Below are 16,468 nucleotides of genomic sequence, written 5' to 3' on the forward strand. Positions count from 1 at the left end.
TCCAACTATTACAATGTACACAATCGTGAGCTTCGGTGAAACTAAGGCTGAATGAAGTTCGTTTAGCGAGGAGCGGGAGTTGTGGATATTGGAACGATTGCAGCCAGGACGATCGTCATTTATTTTGTCATCCTTCTCGTTTTACGAATGATGGGAAAACGTGAGATCGGCCAGCTTTCAATAGTTGATTTTGTCGTATCGATCATGATTGCGGAATTAGCCGTTGTATCCATCGAAAACACAACGGTACCTATGGTGGAGCAGGTGCTTCCCATGGTTGTTCTGCTGGTCATTCAAGTAAGTTTGGCCTATATATCACTGAAAAGTGAGCGGTTGCGTAAATTGATTGACGGTAAGCCCTCTTTGCTCATTAGCCGGGGGGAAATTGATGAAAAAGAGATGAAAAAACAACGGTACAATTTCGATGATCTTTTAACTCAGCTGAGGCAGAACGATGTCCAATCACCTGCTGATGTGGAATTCGCCATTTTGGAACCATCAGGGGACCTGTCCATAATAAAAAAGAAGGAAAATGAAGAGAAAAAAGAGGTGCAACTGCCCCTTCCTCTGATTCTGGACGGAAAGGTGCAGCAGGCCCATCTTGAAAAAATGGGGAAGACGCCCCTTTGGCTGAGACAGGAACTGAGAAAGCTCGGTTACAGGGACGTGAAGAAAATATCCTATTGTATTATGACCGACAATCAAACGTTTTATATTGACGAAAAAAACTTCTAAGATGCCTGTTTAAGGTTGTTGGTCCTTAAACAGGCATCTTGTTGTGTGTTGGGAAATGGCAGGGCTTATCTGGTTTGAAAATAGCAACAATTTATACGAAAAGATCTGTTAAACTCAGGTGTAGATTTACACTCACCGCACGCCCTCTTCGCAGGGGCGCCGGTGAGTCTCCAGGAGCTTTAAGACTGCTTCTTTCTGTACCAGAAACACTGTGCAGATATGTGCGTCGAAGCAACTCGCAGCTTATTCGTGGTGTAACCCCTCATCGCTCCCTCAGGAGTGTCGTACATTCGCTGCAATCAATTTTATTAATAAACCAACAATATTCTTTAACACCGCCATAAGTAAAGAGCCTGATTTTAAAACTTCCAGGATGAATGTTGGGAATTCAAGACCGCTTCTCATAAACCGCAAACGTCCCTGATAACATTTGAGCACTAGAAGAACCGTCCAATTACCGGAAGGCGTCTTGCTTCTTCTTTTTTGATTAACTTAAACAAGAAGAGCAGCACTGTGTAGGTGATCGTTGTAAGCCCGATCTGACCCAGAGTCTGCCACAAAAGACTGCTTTCTATTGTGACATACTTAAGTGAAGCATATGCAACGGCTCCTGACATGATAATGATCAGCAGTACTTTACCGAACTCCCGCAAATTTACCGTGAAGCTGATTGTCTTTGCCAGAGTGGCAAAATGAAGCAGAGTAACGAGTATAAAGCCTGTAACAATCGCAAGGGCTGCTCCCATGATACCGAGCTCAGGTCTTGAGGCCAGAACAAAAATCGCAACTATTTTCACTACAGCACCAACGAGGCTGTTAAACATAGCAGCTTTAGCTAAATTGAGGGCCTGCAGAGCTGCCTGAAGAGGGCCCTGAAAGTATAAAAAGATACTGAAAGGGGCCATGATTACGACATATGCTGCTACTTCAGGGGCGTTGTACATAAGTGTCATCACCGGTTCTGCGAACATATATAAGATTACGGCAGCACCGCCACCCGATACAAGTGCCAGGCGCAAGGCCTGGCCGAGCCGGTGGTGAATAATGCCGTATTGCTTCTGGGACGCAGCTTCGCTTATTGCTGGTACGAGAGAAACACTTAACGAATAGGTAATAAATGTCGGGAGAAGCAGAAGCGGAATAACAAACCCAGCCAGTTCGCCGTACTGAGCAGTTGCAACGGCAGTCGCAACACCGGCAATCGCAAGGCTCTGGGCTACTACGATTGGCTCGAAAAACAGACTCACAGAGCCGATTAGGCGGCTGCCCGTTGTAGGTAAAGCAATCGCCATAAGATTGTTGAAAGTTGTTTTGGAGCCTTTGACATAGTCAAAAAACTGCTTACGGACTTTGAATTTCTTTCTTCTTTTAAACTGGTAAATCATATACAGAAGAGAGACAAGTTCTCCGATTACGACTGAAATCATGGCACCTGCTGCAGCGTATTCAATTCCATAAGGTAAAAGAGCCGTAGTAAATGTAGCTACAAGGGTAATGCGGACAACCTGTTCAATGACCTGTGAGTAGGCTGTCGGCTTCATATTCTGAAGCCCTTGGAAATACCCGCGAAGAACTGAAGACAGTGCCACGATCGGCACAATTGGTGAAATGGCAACAAGAGGATAAAATGCCCGTGAATCCGTGAGCAGCGTCTCAGAAATAAGAGGAGCACCTACAATCATGGCTGTCGTAAAAATCACGCTCAGCACAGCTGTTACCGCAATGGAGACAACGAGAATCCGTTTGATTCTCGTCCTGTCCCCATTGGCATCTGCTTCGGCTACGAGCTTTGAAATCGCAACGGGAAGCCCTAGCTGGGTGAGTGTTATGATGAGCAGGAGGGTAGGTACCGCCATCATGTAAAGACCGACGCCTTCTGCCCCCATGATCCGTGCTACAACAATCTTATTTACAAATCCCAGTATTCGTGTAATCAACCCTGCCATGATGAGGATGAATGCCCCTTTTAGAAACGACTGTTTAGTCATGAAAAGCCCCTGCCTTTTTGTTTGGTTAACCACTGAGGTATAATTCTGCGATCCCGAAGTCTCTGATCCTGAGAGAAGTGGTTATGGTAAAAGCCATCACGTGTTGTAAGCCTTCAGATTGTTGGAAAAATTCACGTGAGGATGTAGATTTTTTCCTTAAAGATGTATATGCTGAATAGGGGGCCAGGCATGACAACTTGTCTGCATCGTCAAAGGTATTAAGAGTACATATATAAGCTATTGAAAAAGATCGGTGTAGTCAGTAAATTAATAAAATACACCGTTTAATTTAAAGGAGCGACAGTCATTGAAAGAGAGATTGACAGATTTTTTTGTAGAGAACTTTTCATTTTTAACCCCGGAGCTTCTTGTTGTGCTCGTTTCGGCAATGCCGATTCTTGAACTGAGAGGCGGTATTCCTTTAGCTGCATTGGGCTTCGGAATGCCATGGTACGAAGCATTTATGTATGCCATTATAGGAAATTTATTACCAATTCTTCCGATTCTGATTTTGTTCCGCCCCATCAGTCAGTTCCTTATGCGTGTACCGGTTTACAAACGTTTTTACGACTGGCTTTATAAACGGACAATGAAGAAAAGCGACAAGGTTGAAAAGTATGGAGCCGTGGGACTCATATTGTTTACTGCTGTACCTCTTCCAACCACAGGGGCTTATTCTGCCTGTTTAGCAGCGATTCTGTTCTTTATCCCTACGCGTCTGGCGTTTATTGCTATTGGTTCGGGAGTTCTTATTGCCGCAGTAGGAGTAACAGCTTTTACATACGGTTTATTCGGTTAACATACGGAGAGGAGAGGAGAACATGAGTAAAAATTTCGATGAATGGAAAGATGAACTGATGCCTGCCCTTGAAAGTAAAGCCGAAGAATGGCAGTTTCTCGGTTATGAAAAAGTGACAGTGGAAGATGTTTGGCAGTGTGTCACGGTAAAATGGCAGAAGGACATTAAAAGAGGAGATCTGGAGGAACCTTTTCGTGTACACAGACTTATCGGTGATGTGTTCAGCCTTAAATCTTCGGAGTATATGAATTTTCTCACCATCGAAGCGTATAAGGCGCCAAACTACTTCGAAAAGGAAGCTGAAGGAGCTTTCAGTCTCGATGATTTCAACGTGGAAGACTTCTCAAAAAAGTAAGATGAGATTGACATTGAATTTTTAAAATCGCTATAATGAAAATATTGGATTTTCAACAGGACCATACCAACCGTTGAACGAACGGGAAGTGCCGGTCTCGTTCAGTCAGCTTCTGAGCTTAAGGAGGACAAGCAGGCATGAAAAAGAAAAGGGGCGTCAAGAAGTGGCGGATTGCACTGTTTTTTGCAATTGTTGCAGCATTGGCGGGGTTGATTGCTGCAAACGTCATGGATCACGCAGATGATATTAAACTGGGCCTTGACCTGCAAGGCGGATTTGAAGTGCTTTATGAAGTCACACCGATCAGTGACAATCAGGAAATAGACAGGGAACTTTTGACCGATACGGTGAGTGCGATTAATGCCCGTATCGACGTGCTTGGGGTATCCGAGCCGAATGTGAGTATTGAAGGAGACGACCGGATCCGGGTGCAGCTTGCCGGTGTAACAGACCAACAGGCAGCGAGGGAACTTCTATCTACAGAAGCAAGACTGTCCTTTCGTGATGTTAACGATAATCTGATGCTCGATGGATCGGATCTCGTGGAAGGTGGAGCCCGGCAGAGCTTCCATCAGGACACAAACCGACCGATTGTTACAGTTACAATTCAGGATGCCAACCTGTTTGGGGATGTAACGAGAGAAATCATGGAAATGAGGCCTGATAACCAAATGGCGATCTGGCTGGACTATGATGAGGAAGATTCCTTTGATGAAGAGATCATGAAGGAAGACTCGAAAATTATCTCGGCACCCAATGTTGATGAAGTACTCAGAACAACAGATATTATGATTACAGGAGACTTCACTATTGAAGAAGCGCAAAACCTCGCAGGGATTTTAAACGCGGGAGCGCTTCCTGTAGAGCTTGAAGAAATTTATTCAAACTCTGTAGGTGCCTCACTGGGTGAACGGGCGATGGATTTAGCCATCACTGCAGGCTTCATCGGAATAGCACTGATTTTTGCCTACATGCTTCTTTACTATCGCTTTATGGGAATCATCGCGGTGATTACGTTGACCGTATACATTTACTTTGTATTAGTCGTGTTCAACTGGATGAATGCGGTACTTACACTTCCTGGTATTGCAGCCTTGATTCTAGGTGTAGGTATGGCTGTTGATGCAAATATCATTACCTATGAACGGATTAAAGACGAACTGCGCTCCGGGAAGTCGACGATGAGTGCGTTTAAAGCAGGAAGCCGCAGATCATTATCGACGATACTCGATGCGAACATTACAACCATTCTTGCAGCCGGGGTTCTGTTTTATTTCGGTACAAGTGCCGTTCAAGGTTTCGCAGTTATGCTTATAACAAGTATCCTGGTAAGTTTTATTACTGCCGTTTACGGATCAAGACTCCTGCTCGGTTTATGGGTGAACAGCCGTATTCTTAATAAGAAGCCAAAGCTGTTCGGTGTAAAGGAGAGTGAAATCAGTGAACTTTGAACATGAAGCGACAAAGCTGGATTTTGTTAAACACCGCAAGAAGTTCTTCCTCTTTTCAGCGGCATTGCTTACTGTCGGGATCATTCTCCTGTCAACAATCGGACTGAATCTAGGCATTGACTTCAGCAGTGGGACAACGATGGACGTCCTGGCTGAAGATACGGTAACTGAAGAAGAGATTGCAGAAGAATTTGCATCAGTCGGACTTACTCCGGATGACATCATTTTAGCCGGAGATAACAACGATGTAGGACGTGCAAGTTTTATCGGGGTTCTCAGCCAGTCTGAAGTCCTCGAAGCACAGCGTCACTTCGAAGATGTTTACGGTAACACACCGACGGTGAGCAGCGTCACACCGATCGTTGGTGAGGAGCTTGCGCGAAATGCCCTTATCAGTGTGCTGATTGCTACTGTCGGGATTATCATTTATGTATCGATCCGGTTTGAATTCTGGTATGGAATTGCAGCGATCATTGCCCTTTTCCACGATGCACTGTTTATATTAACCTTCTTCAGTATCATTCAAATGGAAGTGAACATTCCATTCATTGCCGCAGTTCTCACGATAATCGGTTATTCGATTAACGATACGATCGTTACCTTTGACCGGATTCGTGAGAACATGAAGCTGGAGAAAAAGGTAAGAGGCTTTGAAGATCTTGCACGTATTGTGAACAAAAGTCTTGTTCAGACACTGGCAAGATCCATCAACACTGTCCTGACTGTTGTGTTCGCTGCAGGTGCCCTTCTCATCTTCGGTGGAGAAGGTATCCGCACGTTCTCACTGGCTCTTGTGGTCGGCCTCATAGCAGGAACATATTCTTCCTTGTTTATCGCTGCCCAGTTATGGCTCACTTTTAAGACACGCCAGCTTAAAAGAGCCCGCTTTAAATCAAAGCAGCTTCAGGAAAGTGAAAGTGAAGCTTAAACAAATAAAGGCACTCTGCTTATTTTGAGCAGAGTGCTTTTGTGTAACCGGAGCAGGAGGTACTCTGTTTCTTTTGAGCTTTTTAAAGCGGAAATCAACACCAGAGTTTAACAGAGACGTTCATGAGCATGATATTCTCACCATGGCGTATGAAAACTGGCTTGAAATATGTTCAGGCGGAGTTATCTGTATCTTTTGTTATCACAGTGCACCGTGCGGAGTTGATGCGGCACTCGTCTGGAAGTATCAGACATACGAGACTCTAGAGGGGCAAAGCGAGGGCCCTGAAAAAGTCAAAGTCTGATAATAACGTCACCACTGCTCTGATTGCAGCAAAAATGGGCTTTGGTTTTATGATGTACCAAAGGTCATTTAAAAAGATTGATTGGAGCGAACCCTGACTGTCTTTTCAGAGACTTCGGCAAAGTCCTGAGGAGGATCGCCGGTATCTCCACGGAAAGCGAAGGACATTACGGCTGCGTCTATTACGATTTTTAATAATCGGCCCGCTTTCAAAATCCCTTCGCATGAGAACCGGGATGGAAGTAAACGATAAAAACACGAAAGTCCGATAATTTTTCTTGTCATATTCATGTAGAATATAAGGATACATATAAGGAGGAGAGACCGCCATGAGCACTTCAGCTACAGATCAGGACATACGGTATAAAAAAGTAAGAACCGGAGCCTGGGTCGGCATTATCGGTAATATTATTCTTGCTGCAGTAAAAGCCATCGTTGGTATCATGGCAAACAGCCGTGCACTGGTTGCTGACGCCGTTCATTCAGCGTCAGACGTGGTAGGGTCAGTGGCGGTTCTGGTTGGTGTCAGGGCAGCTAAGATGCCGCCGGATGAAGACCATCCCTACGGTCACGGAAAAGCAGAGACAATTACAGCGATCATTGTGGCTGTTCTACTCTTCGTTGTAGGTCTGGAAATTGCGATAAATGCAGTAAAGGCACTATTTGAACCTATCTTTATACCTGGAACAGCAGCAATTTATGCGATTGTGTTTTCGATCATTACAAAAGAGTTAATGTTTCGATATAAGATTCATCTGGGTAAAAAATACAAGAGTGATGCATTAATTACAGACGCCTGGCATCACCGTTCCGATGTGTTTTCATCAGTGGCAGCCCTTCTGGGGATTGGTGCATCGATAATCGGCGGTAATATGGGAATAGACTGGCTTGTTTATGCGGATCCTGTTGCAGGTTTCTTCGTAGCCATCCTTATTGTAAAAATGGCCTGGAAACTTGGAAGTGAAGCCATCCATAATGCACTTGATCACGTTCTTCATGAAGAAGACACTATGGAAATGTACGAAGAAGCCAGTAAGGTAACGGGAGTTATGGAAGTAAATGAACTGTTTGCAAGAGAGCATGGGCATTATGTGATTGTTGATATAAAAATCGCAGTGGATCCGTATATTACTGTTGAAGAAGGTCATGCAATCGGGAAAAGGGTTAAAGAACAACTCATGACTGATGAGTATGTCCAGGATGTACGTGTGCATATTAATCCATATTCCAAAGACAGTAAATAAAAGGAGCTGATGGATTGTGAAAGGGCAATGGGGATTGATTATCGGCATTATTGTTGTACTGGTTATTTCCATTTTTGCGGTCATCAATGTAGATCCCGTGGAAGTGAATTATCTGTTCGGGCAAAACGAGTGGCCCCTTGTACTGGTCATTATCGGTTCTGTTCTTATGGGCGGCCTGATTGTGGGAAGTGTAGGTATTTATAAAATTTACCGCCTTCAGCAGCGTGTAAGAAAACTCGAGGCTGAAAATGAGAGATTGAAACCGGATTCGAGTGAACGCTCCCGTGTAAAGGAGCGTCAGAAAGCGAAAAAAGAAGAAGGTGTGTCCGATTCAGGGCAAACATGATTTGAGCGTTGTCACCCCTGTTTCCCTCTTGTATAATGAGTGGGTCAGGGGTGTTTTTATGCTGAAATCAAAAGCCAGATGGAACATTGAAACAACAGAAGAACCTCTTGTTGAACGACTGGCAGAAGAGTTGAACCTTTCAACTCTTGCTGCGAGATTACTCGTTCAGCGGGGATGGAATAATACAGAAAAAGCACGACAATTTTTAACGATGGACGAAACGGTTCTGAATGATCCGTTTCTATTTAAAGGAATGGACAAGGCTGTTGACCGGATTAAACAGGCGGTTGAAAATAAAGAACGAATTCTCGTTTTTGGAGATTATGATGCGGATGGTGTTACGAGTACTTCCGTTATGTTTCAGACACTCGGGAGCCTTGGCGCAGACGTGGGATACTATGTCCCTAACAGGTTTACTGAAGGCTACGGGCCAAATGAAGGTGCTTTCAGAAAAGCAAAGGAATCCGGTGTCAGCCTGATCGTAACGGTGGATACTGGAATATCTGCTGTCCACGAAGCATCAGTAGCCAAAGAACTGGGAATGGATTTAATAATTACCGACCACCATGAACCGCCTCCGGAACTTCCGGACGCATTTGCCATCATAAATCATAAACAGGATGACTGCCCTTATCCGTTTAAGGATCTGGCAGGTGTAGGGGTTGCATTTAAAACTTCACAAGCTCTTATCGGCCGGTTTCCTGAAGAGTATCTGGATCTGTTTACCCTGGGAACCATTGCTGACCTTGTTCCCCTTGTTAATGAAAATCGTTTTCTTGTACAAAAAGGACTGAAAGCCGTTGCCAAAACAAATCGTCCGGGGCTGAGGGCATTGATGGAGCTTTCCGGCGTTGATACAAACGCAGTAACAGAAGAGCACGTAGGATTTGCCCTCGGACCGCGTCTGAATGCTGCAGGAAGACTGGATTCAGCAGATCCGGCCGTGTCTTTGCTTATTACTGAAAATCCGGAAGAAGCAGAGGAGATTGCTCACGAAGTTGATGCACTCAATAAAGACAGGCAGAAGATCGTCAATGACATTACGAAAGAAGCCATCGCCCAGGTGGAAAGCAAAGGGGCAGGCTCTGTCATCGTTGTTGGTCAGGAAGGCTGGAATGCAGGGGTTATCGGCATTGTAGCATCCAGACTTGTTGAAAAATATTACCGCCCTACGATCGTTTTGAGTCTGGACTCTGAAAAAGGGCTGGCGAAAGGGTCTGCCAGAAGTATCGAAGGTTTCGACATGTTCAAGAATCTTTCCCAGTGTCATGAGTGGCTTCCCCATTTCGGCGGTCATCCAATGGCAGCCGGGCTTACAATGGAGATTGAAAATATCGACAAGCTGAGAGCGAAGCTGGGCAGACTGGCTGATGAAGTCCTTACAGAAGGAGATTTCATCCCCACAAGGAAAATTGATATTGTTGCAGAACTAGGTGAAATAACGGTAGACGCCATCAGGGACCTCCATAAGCTGTCACCCTTCGGAGTCGGACATCCGTCGCCAAAAGTAATGATAGCCAATACTCAGCTAGACCAATATAAAAAGATTGGCTCAAACAAAGATCACCTCAAAGTGACGTTTGAAAATAACGGAACCAAGCTGGACGGCATTGGATTTAGAATTGGCGACCTGTATGAACATATTACACCGCTCGATAGGGTATCCGTTGTTGGTTACGTATCCATTAATGAGTGGAACGGACACGTAAAGCCCCAGTTGATTATTGAAGATATTAAAGTAGAAGACTGGCAGTTATTTGACCTGAGAGGGAAGCATGTGAACTGGTCTTCCTTTATTGAACAGACTGCCGGGGAACGCCTTGTATATGTAAAGTTCAGAGAAGAAACGACATTACCAAATGAATTGAAAAATCATGGTGTGGCTGTTTATGATCTGTCCAGAGGAGATCAGGAAAAACCGGACCTGTCAGAGGCCTTTGTGATTTTTGGTGACATTCCATGTAGTGAAACAGATATTCCTGCTGTTCTGGAAAGTGGAGTACCCAGCCGGATTTATGCTGTATTTGCCCAGGAGGATGACACGTTTTTCCAGACTATCCCCACAAGGGACCATTTCAAATGGTACTATGCATTTTTGACAAAGCGCGGATCCTTTAACCTCGAAAAGCAGGCTCAGGACCTTGCGAAACATAAAGGGTGGACAAAGGATACGGTCGTTTTCATGAGTAAGGTGTTTTTTGAATTGGATTTTGTTACAATGGACAATGGGTTTGTAACGCTTCAGAGTAAGCCATCAAAAAAATCCCTTGCAGATTCACGGCTTTACCAGCAACAAGTGAAGCAGGGAGAACTGGAAAATCAGCTCGTTTATTCATCCTACCGTGCGTTGAAGCAATGGTTCGAACCGTTTATTCAAAAAAATGTAACAGAAATTAATGTTTAGGTGTTCATGAGATTACAGGAGGACAAAGAGATGGATTTCAAAAAGTATATTACGGTTGTTGAGAATTTCCCGAAAGAAGGAATTCGCTTTAAAGATATCACTACGTTGATGGAAAATGGAGAGGCATACAAAAAAGCCATCGACGAAATGGCTGAGTTTGCTAAAGAAAAAGACATCGACGTTGTTGTCGGACCGGAAGCACGGGGGTTTGTAGTCGGCTGTCCGATTGCTTATTCCATGGGTGCAGGCTTCGCTCCTGTACGAAAAGCCGGTAAACTGCCGCGTGAAGTACTGGAAGTTGATTACGGCCTTGAGTACGGCAAAGACAGCCTGAACATTCATAAAGACGCAATTAAACCTGGACAAAAAGTTCTTATCGCTGACGACCTTCTCGCAACAGGGGGTACCATTGAAGCTACAATCAAGATGGTGGAAGAGCTTGGCGGCGTTGTAGCAGGTATTGTTTTCATGATCGAACTTTCCTACCTTGATGGCCGTGACAAACTGAAAAACTACAATGTGTACTCATTAGTTCAATACTAAAGGGCAAACATAAAGAGGCCGGCTCATAAGATTGTATTCCATCTTATGAGCCGGCCTCTGAAGGAATCAGCACTTAATCTAAGCTACTCTGCAAATGCATAGCGCAGTTGCTCCAACCGTATCCTTGTAAATTCAAGGGGATAAGAAGAGCTGGTTACCCAGGCTGAAGCCCTGTTTAAATCTGGATTCACCCTATGTTCCTAATTATTTTCACATATTTACTAAAAAAAAATTACACTTTCTTATATACTATGTTAAGATAATGGCAATTCATTATTACAGTAAAAAACTTTGAATAGATTACAGGGGAAGACGTCTCGGTTAATAAACCAATTCTTACTTCTGCTGATAACTCGGCATTAGCCGGGTTTTCTTTCATTTTTTTATTCGACAAAATTCTCATATCCTTCTGCTTTGATATGGAAGAAATCTTTAGATGTAAGGTGATTTCATGACAAGTGAACAAGTGCTTCAAATAGCAAGTGAATATTTATCCGAGCAGGATGTGACTTTTTTACGCAATGCCTACCTCATGGCAGAAAGGTCACATAAAGACCAGTTCCGTAAATCCGGTGAGCCCTATATTGCTCATCCTGTTCAGGTTGCCGGAATTCTCGCAGATCTTGGAATGGACCCGAACACGATCGCAGCAGCATTCCTTCACGATGTAGTGGAGGATACGGATGTGCCTCTCGAAGAAATCGCCAGGGAATTCGGCGATGAAGTTGCCATGCTCGTGGATGGTGTAACGAAGCTCGGTAAAATTAAATACAAATCAAAAGAAGAGCAGCAGGCTGAAAATCACCGGAAGATGTTTGTCGCCATGGCAAAAGACATCCGTGTGATTTTAATCAAGCTTGCTGACCGTCTTCACAATATGCGTACTTTGAAGCATTTGCCACCGGAAAAACAGCGCCGGATCGCCAATGAAACACTTGAGATCTTTGCACCACTCGCTCACCGTCTCGGTATCTCTGCTATTAAGTGGGAGCTTGAAGATACAGCTCTGCGATATTTGAATCCGCAGCAGTATTACCGGATTGTCAACCTTATGAAAAAAAAGCGCGCCGAGCGTGAAACGTATATCGACGAGGTGAAAAATAAAATTGTCGAGCGTCTCGGGAACGTAGGTGTGAAAGCAGAGATTAACGGGCGGGCAAAGCATATTTACAGTATTTATCGTAAAATGGCGCTCCAGAACAAGCAGTTTAATGAAATTTATGACTTGCTTGCCGTTCGTATTATTGTAAAAAATATTAAAGACTGCTATGCGGTACTCGGCATTATTCATACACACTGGAAGCCGATGCCGGGGCGGTTTAAAGATTATATTGCCATGCCTAAAGCAAACATGTATCAATCTCTTCACACAACAGTGATCGGACCGAAAGGGGATCCCCTTGAAGTTCAGATCCGTTCGGAAGATATGCATAAAGTAGCTGAATACGGTGTGGCTGCGCACTGGGCATATAAAGAAAAGAAAAACGTGGATGATAACAATGAATCTCTTGAAACGAAACTATCGTGGTTCAGAGAGATTATTGAATGGCAGAATGACACAAACGATGCTCAGGAATTTATGGAGTCCCTTAAGATTGATCTATTTTCTGATATGGTCTTCGTATTTACACCAAAAGGGGATGTCATTGAGCTTCCAAAGGGTTCGGTTCCACTTGATTTCGCCTTCCGGATTCATACAGAGATTGGAAACCGGTGTATAGGTGCGAAAGTGAATGGAAAGATGGTCCCTCTTGATCATGAGTTAAAAACAGGAGACATTGTTGATATTCTCACGTCCAAGCATTCCTATGGTCCGAGTCAGGACTGGCTTAAACTGACGCAGAGTTCCCATGCGAAAAATAAAATCAGACAGTGGTTTAAAAAAGAACGCAGGGAAGAGAACGTGGAAAAGGGCCGGGATCTGATCGAGCGTGAGATCGACCGGAAAGGGTACGAGCAGAAGGAAGTGCTCACCACTGAAAACCTTAGCCGCGTTGCAAATAAGTTTAACTTTACTTCTGACGAGGATATGTATGCGGCAGTTGGGTATAACGGCATTACTGCAGCGCAGATTGTTACGCGTCTGACGGATAATATCCGTAAACAGCAGGAAGAAGAAGCAGAGAATCAGACAATTACAGAGGCGGTTGAAGACCTTAAGTCTTACTCAACGCCGAAAAAAGGAAGCGTTGGTGTCAGAGTGAAAGGCATTGACAACCTTCTGATTCGTTTATCCCGCTGCTGTAACCCTGTACCTGGTGACGATATCATCGGTTATATTACGAAAGGGCGCGGTGTAAGTATCCACCGGAGCGACTGCCCGAATATCGATAACAGCGAAGCAAAAACAAGACTCCTTCCGGTAGAGTGGGAAGGGGATCAGCAGAAAACGAAGAACTACAATGTGGATATTGAAATTTCAGGATTTGACCGCCGGGGCCTTCTTAACGAAGTTCTCCAGGCAGTGGCTGAAACGAAAACCAATATAAATGCAGTTTCAGGGAAGTCAGATAAAAATAAAATGGCAACGATTGACATGACAATCTCAATTCAAAATGTTGCCCACCTTCAAAAGGTAGTGGATCGTATTAAACAAATCCCGGATATCTACGCTGTTCGCCGGGTAATGCATTAAACCGCAGGTGTTCTGACTTTGTTCAGGACACCTGTGCTTACATGAAGGTACTGAAAAAGTACGGTCTTTTACTTTTTCAGTGGCTTCCTACATAAGGAGTGAAAAAATGCGTATCGTAGTCCAGCGCTCTAAAGAGGGCCGTGTCGTCGTGGATGGTGAGGTTACAGGTAAGATTGACAAAGGTCTTATGCTGTTAGTTGGTGTTACTCACGAGGATACGGAGGAAGATGTTATTTTTTGTGCAGACAAAGTAAGTCATCTGCGCATTTTTGAAGATGAAAAAGGCAAAATGAACAACAGTGTCATAGATGCCGGAGGAGAGATTTTGAGTGTTTCCCAATTTACTTTGTATGGGGACTGCCGGAAAGGACGCCGTCCGAACTTTATGGGAGCAGCGAAGCCCGACCAGGCAAACGAACTTTATGAAGCTTTCAACAACCGGTTAAAAAATAACGGCCTTCACGTTGAAACAGGCGTTTTTGGGGCTATGATGGATGTTTCGTTCACGAATGACGGTCCGGTTACATTAATCATCGACAGTAAAGAATAGCTGTTTTTTTTGGGTTTGCTGAAAAAGATAATGAAGCCGAAGTGCCCGAAACTTCTGTGTCGTGGGGGCCAGGCAAAACCACTCAGGACGCAGTCCGAGGAGGCTTGCCCGCACCGCCAAGGAAAGCAAAGGGTACGCAGGCTTCATTTTCAATCTATGCGAAAACAGCGTTACGAAAAGAATAGCCCTCGTCTAAATGTGCTCTCTTTTGGACATGCTAAAAGAAAGCAGAAGACGGACGGAGGCTGACAGATGAGAAACGGACACAGTGAACGGGAGAAACAGCACCAGACAAGACAATACATGAACGTGGATCTGCACAGGTTTGCAGAGCACGGAGAGGAACAGACAAACTTTGAGCTGGCATGTGAGTTTGGCCTTTCCCTTCACGACGTAAAAACATTGAAAAAGAAAATGGGTAGAAATTAAATTAATGAAGATGTTCTTGACAAGACCTTTTTCTCTTCGTATGATAGATTCATCCTAAATTCAATACACAACTACAACCGACGACAGAGCAAAGTAGTTGAGAATCCCTTTGTTTCAGAGAAAAAGTGCCACAGGCTGAAAGCACTTTTCAAAGACCTCAATGAACGAACACTCTGTAGGTGTTTTTTTGAACGGATCATGAGATCCCATTAGAAGAAGCCGCCAAGAATGGCGTTATCAATGAAAGCGGAGTTTGCTTTTGACTTTCCATCAGGACTAAGCAAATCTCAACTAGGGTGGTACCACGGGAATAAACTCTCGTCCCTGTTTCAGACAGGGATGGGAGTTTTTTGTGTTTTTAAAAGTTGCATGGGACCGGTTTTCGGTTTTCCAGGCACCTTTGTATTTCTGGTTAAACGCCTTTCCCCAATCTGGTGAGCTGTCTGATACATAGAAAAAACAAGGAGGAAACAAAGATGAATTTTAAAATCCCTCGCGGAACCCAGGATATTTTACCTGAATCATCAGCATTGTGGCAGTATGTGGAGCAAAAAGCCCACGATTTGTGCCGCCGCTATAACTATAAAGAAATCCGTACCCCGATGTTTGAACAGACTGAACTGTTCCAGCGGGGTGTTGGTGATACAACAGATATCGTACAAAAAGAAATGTACACCTTTGAAGACAGAGGCGGCCGAAGCCTCACCCTGAGACCGGAGGGAACGGCGTCTACCGTTCGTTCATACGTTGAAAACAAAATGTTCGGTTGGGCTGGTCAGCCTGTGAAACTCTACTATATCGGACCGATGTTCCGTTATGAACGACCGCAGTCCGGACGTATGAGACAATTTGTACAGTTCGGCGTAGAGGCCATGGGAAGTGACGATCCGGCAATCGATGCAGAAGTAATCGCACTTGCCATGAGCTTTTACCAGGAACTTGGCCTTAAAGGATTGAAGCTGGTGATCAACAGCCTCGGTGATAAAGAGAGCCGTAACAATCACCGCAATGCGTTGATTGAGCACTTTAAGCCCAGAATAAGTGAATTCTGCGGTGATTGCCAGCAGCGTCTGGAGAAGAATCCTCTCCGAATTCTCGATTGTAAAAAAGATCGTGATCACGAGCTGATGAATTCGGCACCGTCCATACTTGAGTATTTAAACGACGAATCAAAAGCGTACTTCGAAAACGTTCAAACGTACCTTTCATCCATGAACATCCCATTTGAAGTTGACCCTGGTCTGGTTCGAGGATTGGACTATTACAACAACACTGCATTTGAAATTATGATTGACGGTGAAGGGTTCGGAGCAATTACGACTCTTACAGGCGGTGGTCGTTATAACGGTCTTGTCGAAGAAATCGGAGGCCCGGAAACACCGGGTATCGGATTTGCTCTAAGCCTGGAACGTTTATTAATGGCTTTGGAAACACAAGGGATCGCCCTTCCAGTGGAAAGCTCGATCGATGCTTACCTGATTACGATGGGAGACGAAGCGAAGAGGAAAGCCCCGGGTCTTTTACACAAACTGAGAAGTGAAGGCATCGTAGTTGATACGGACTATATGGGCAAAAAAATGAAGGCGCAATTTAAAGCCGCAGACCGGCAAAATGCTTCCTTCACACTTATTTTAGGGGATGAAGAACTCGCACAGCAAACCATCGTACTGAAAGATCTCAACACCGGTGAACAGGAAAATCTGTCTTTAGATAAAGCAATATTGAAGATCACTGAAAGCAAGAGAGGGGAAGAATAAC

Annotated in this window: 15 protein-coding genes and 1 other annotated feature; of the genes, 14 read left to right on the top strand and 1 reads right to left on the bottom strand. The window is 44.4% G+C overall.

Going from position 1 to position 16,468, the window contains the following annotated elements; genetic code table 11:
* Nucleotides 1–81 precede the first annotated feature (81 nt).
* Nucleotides 82–735, top strand: coding sequence for a YetF domain-containing protein (locus EBO34_RS01915; protein WP_249413973.1), 654 nt, complete (start codon nt 82–84; stop codon nt 733–735).
* 437 nt (nt 736–1,172) lie between these two features.
* Here EBO34_RS01915 and spoVB read toward each other — a convergent pair whose 3' ends face one another.
* A complete protein-coding gene (gene spoVB / locus EBO34_RS01920) occupies nt 1,173–2,723 on the bottom strand; it encodes a stage V sporulation protein B (protein ID WP_122896271.1) in 1,551 nt (516 codons plus the stop codon).
* Between the two features lie 307 nt (nt 2,724–3,030).
* On the opposite strand from spoVB, the gene EBO34_RS01925 reads away from it, so the two are divergent.
* The 13 genes from EBO34_RS01925 (at nt 3,031) to hisS (ending at nt 16,467) form a co-directional block, all read left to right on the top strand.
* On the top strand, nt 3,031–3,522 hold the full coding sequence (locus EBO34_RS01925; protein WP_236785176.1) for a COG2426 family protein: 492 nt from the start codon (nt 3,031–3,033) through the stop codon (nt 3,520–3,522).
* Nucleotides 3,523–3,544: 22 nt separating this feature from the next.
* A complete protein-coding gene (locus EBO34_RS01930) occupies nt 3,545–3,877 on the top strand; it encodes a post-transcriptional regulator (RefSeq protein ID WP_122896272.1) in 333 nt (110 codons plus the stop codon).
* A 137-nt stretch (nt 3,878–4,014) separates the two neighbouring features.
* A complete protein-coding gene (gene secD, locus EBO34_RS20525; RefSeq protein ID WP_183163670.1) occupies nt 4,015–5,328 on the top strand; it encodes a protein translocase subunit SecD in 1,314 nt (437 codons plus the stop codon).
* Nucleotides 5,318–6,256, top strand: coding sequence for a protein translocase subunit SecF (gene secF, locus EBO34_RS20530; protein WP_183163671.1), 939 nt, complete (start codon nt 5,318–5,320; stop codon nt 6,254–6,256). The genes secD and secF overlap by 11 nt, the downstream gene beginning before the upstream one ends.
* A 73-nt stretch (nt 6,257–6,329) precedes the next feature.
* Entirely contained in the window at nt 6,330–6,560 is a 231-nt protein-coding gene (locus EBO34_RS01940; protein WP_122896273.1) for a hypothetical protein, read from the top strand.
* A gap of 328 nt (nt 6,561–6,888) precedes the next feature.
* Nucleotides 6,889–7,803 (top strand): cation diffusion facilitator family transporter, encoded by a 915-nt coding sequence (locus EBO34_RS01945; protein WP_122896274.1) that lies wholly within the window; start codon nt 6,889–6,891, stop codon nt 7,801–7,803.
* Nucleotides 7,804–7,819: 16 nt separating this feature from the next.
* Nucleotides 7,820–8,149, top strand: a complete 330-nt coding sequence (locus tag EBO34_RS01950) for a LapA family protein (protein ID WP_122896275.1) — start codon at nt 7,820–7,822, stop codon at nt 8,147–8,149.
* A gap of 58 nt (nt 8,150–8,207) precedes the next feature.
* On the top strand, nt 8,208–10,553 hold the full coding sequence (gene recJ, locus EBO34_RS01955) for a single-stranded-DNA-specific exonuclease RecJ (RefSeq protein WP_122896276.1): 2,346 nt from the start codon (nt 8,208–8,210) through the stop codon (nt 10,551–10,553).
* Between the two features lie 30 nt (nt 10,554–10,583).
* The gene (locus EBO34_RS01960; RefSeq protein ID WP_122896277.1) at nt 10,584–11,096 is read left to right on the top strand and encodes an adenine phosphoribosyltransferase; all 513 of its coding nucleotides are present in this window, start codon (nt 10,584–10,586) and stop codon (nt 11,094–11,096) included.
* Between the two features lie 451 nt (nt 11,097–11,547).
* On the top strand, nt 11,548–13,731 hold the full coding sequence (locus EBO34_RS01965; protein WP_122896278.1) for a RelA/SpoT family protein: 2,184 nt from the start codon (nt 11,548–11,550) through the stop codon (nt 13,729–13,731).
* Nucleotides 13,732–13,837: 106 nt separating this feature from the next.
* Nucleotides 13,838–14,281 (top strand): D-aminoacyl-tRNA deacylase, encoded by a 444-nt coding sequence (gene dtd / locus EBO34_RS01970; RefSeq protein ID WP_122896279.1) that lies wholly within the window; start codon nt 13,838–13,840, stop codon nt 14,279–14,281.
* 252 nt (nt 14,282–14,533) lie between these two features.
* On the top strand, nt 14,534–14,710 hold the full coding sequence (locus EBO34_RS20535; RefSeq protein WP_183163672.1) for a hypothetical protein: 177 nt from the start codon (nt 14,534–14,536) through the stop codon (nt 14,708–14,710).
* A 71-nt stretch (nt 14,711–14,781) separates the two neighbouring features.
* Nucleotides 14,782–15,039: a binding site (T-box leader), on the top strand.
* A gap of 147 nt (nt 15,040–15,186) precedes the next feature.
* Complete coding sequence (gene hisS / locus EBO34_RS01975; RefSeq protein ID WP_122896280.1) at nt 15,187–16,467, top strand: histidine--tRNA ligase; 1,281 nt, start codon at nt 15,187–15,189, stop codon at nt 16,465–16,467.
* The last annotated feature ends 1 nt before the right edge of the window (nt 16,468 follow it).

The sequence above is a fragment of the Alteribacter keqinensis genome (assembly GCF_003710255.1).
Classification (GTDB): domain Bacteria; phylum Bacillota; class Bacilli; order Bacillales; family Salisediminibacteriaceae; genus Alteribacter; species Alteribacter keqinensis.

Excerpts from the sequence above, each read along its gene's own strand:
- spoVB (WP_122896271.1), bottom strand. The coding sequence starts at position 2,723 with ATGACTAAACAGTCGTTTCTAAAAGGGGCATTCATCCTCATCATGGCA.
- EBO34_RS01930 (WP_122896272.1), top strand. The coding sequence starts at position 3,545 with ATGAGTAAAAATTTCGATGAATGGAAAGATGAACTGATGCCTGCCCTT.
- secD (WP_183163670.1), top strand. The coding sequence starts at position 4,015 with ATGAAAAAGAAAAGGGGCGTCAAGAAGTGGCGGATTGCACTGTTTTTT.
- EBO34_RS01945 (WP_122896274.1), top strand. The coding sequence starts at position 6,889 with ATGAGCACTTCAGCTACAGATCAGGACATACGGTATAAAAAAGTAAGA.
- recJ (WP_122896276.1), top strand. The coding sequence starts at position 8,208 with ATGCTGAAATCAAAAGCCAGATGGAACATTGAAACAACAGAAGAACCT.
- EBO34_RS01960 (WP_122896277.1), top strand. The coding sequence starts at position 10,584 with ATGGATTTCAAAAAGTATATTACGGTTGTTGAGAATTTCCCGAAAGAA.
- EBO34_RS01965 (WP_122896278.1), top strand. The coding sequence starts at position 11,548 with ATGACAAGTGAACAAGTGCTTCAAATAGCAAGTGAATATTTATCCGAG.
- dtd (WP_122896279.1), top strand. The coding sequence starts at position 13,838 with ATGCGTATCGTAGTCCAGCGCTCTAAAGAGGGCCGTGTCGTCGTGGAT.
- EBO34_RS20535 (WP_183163672.1), top strand. The coding sequence starts at position 14,534 with ATGAGAAACGGACACAGTGAACGGGAGAAACAGCACCAGACAAGACAA.
- hisS (WP_122896280.1), top strand. The coding sequence starts at position 15,187 with ATGAATTTTAAAATCCCTCGCGGAACCCAGGATATTTTACCTGAATCA.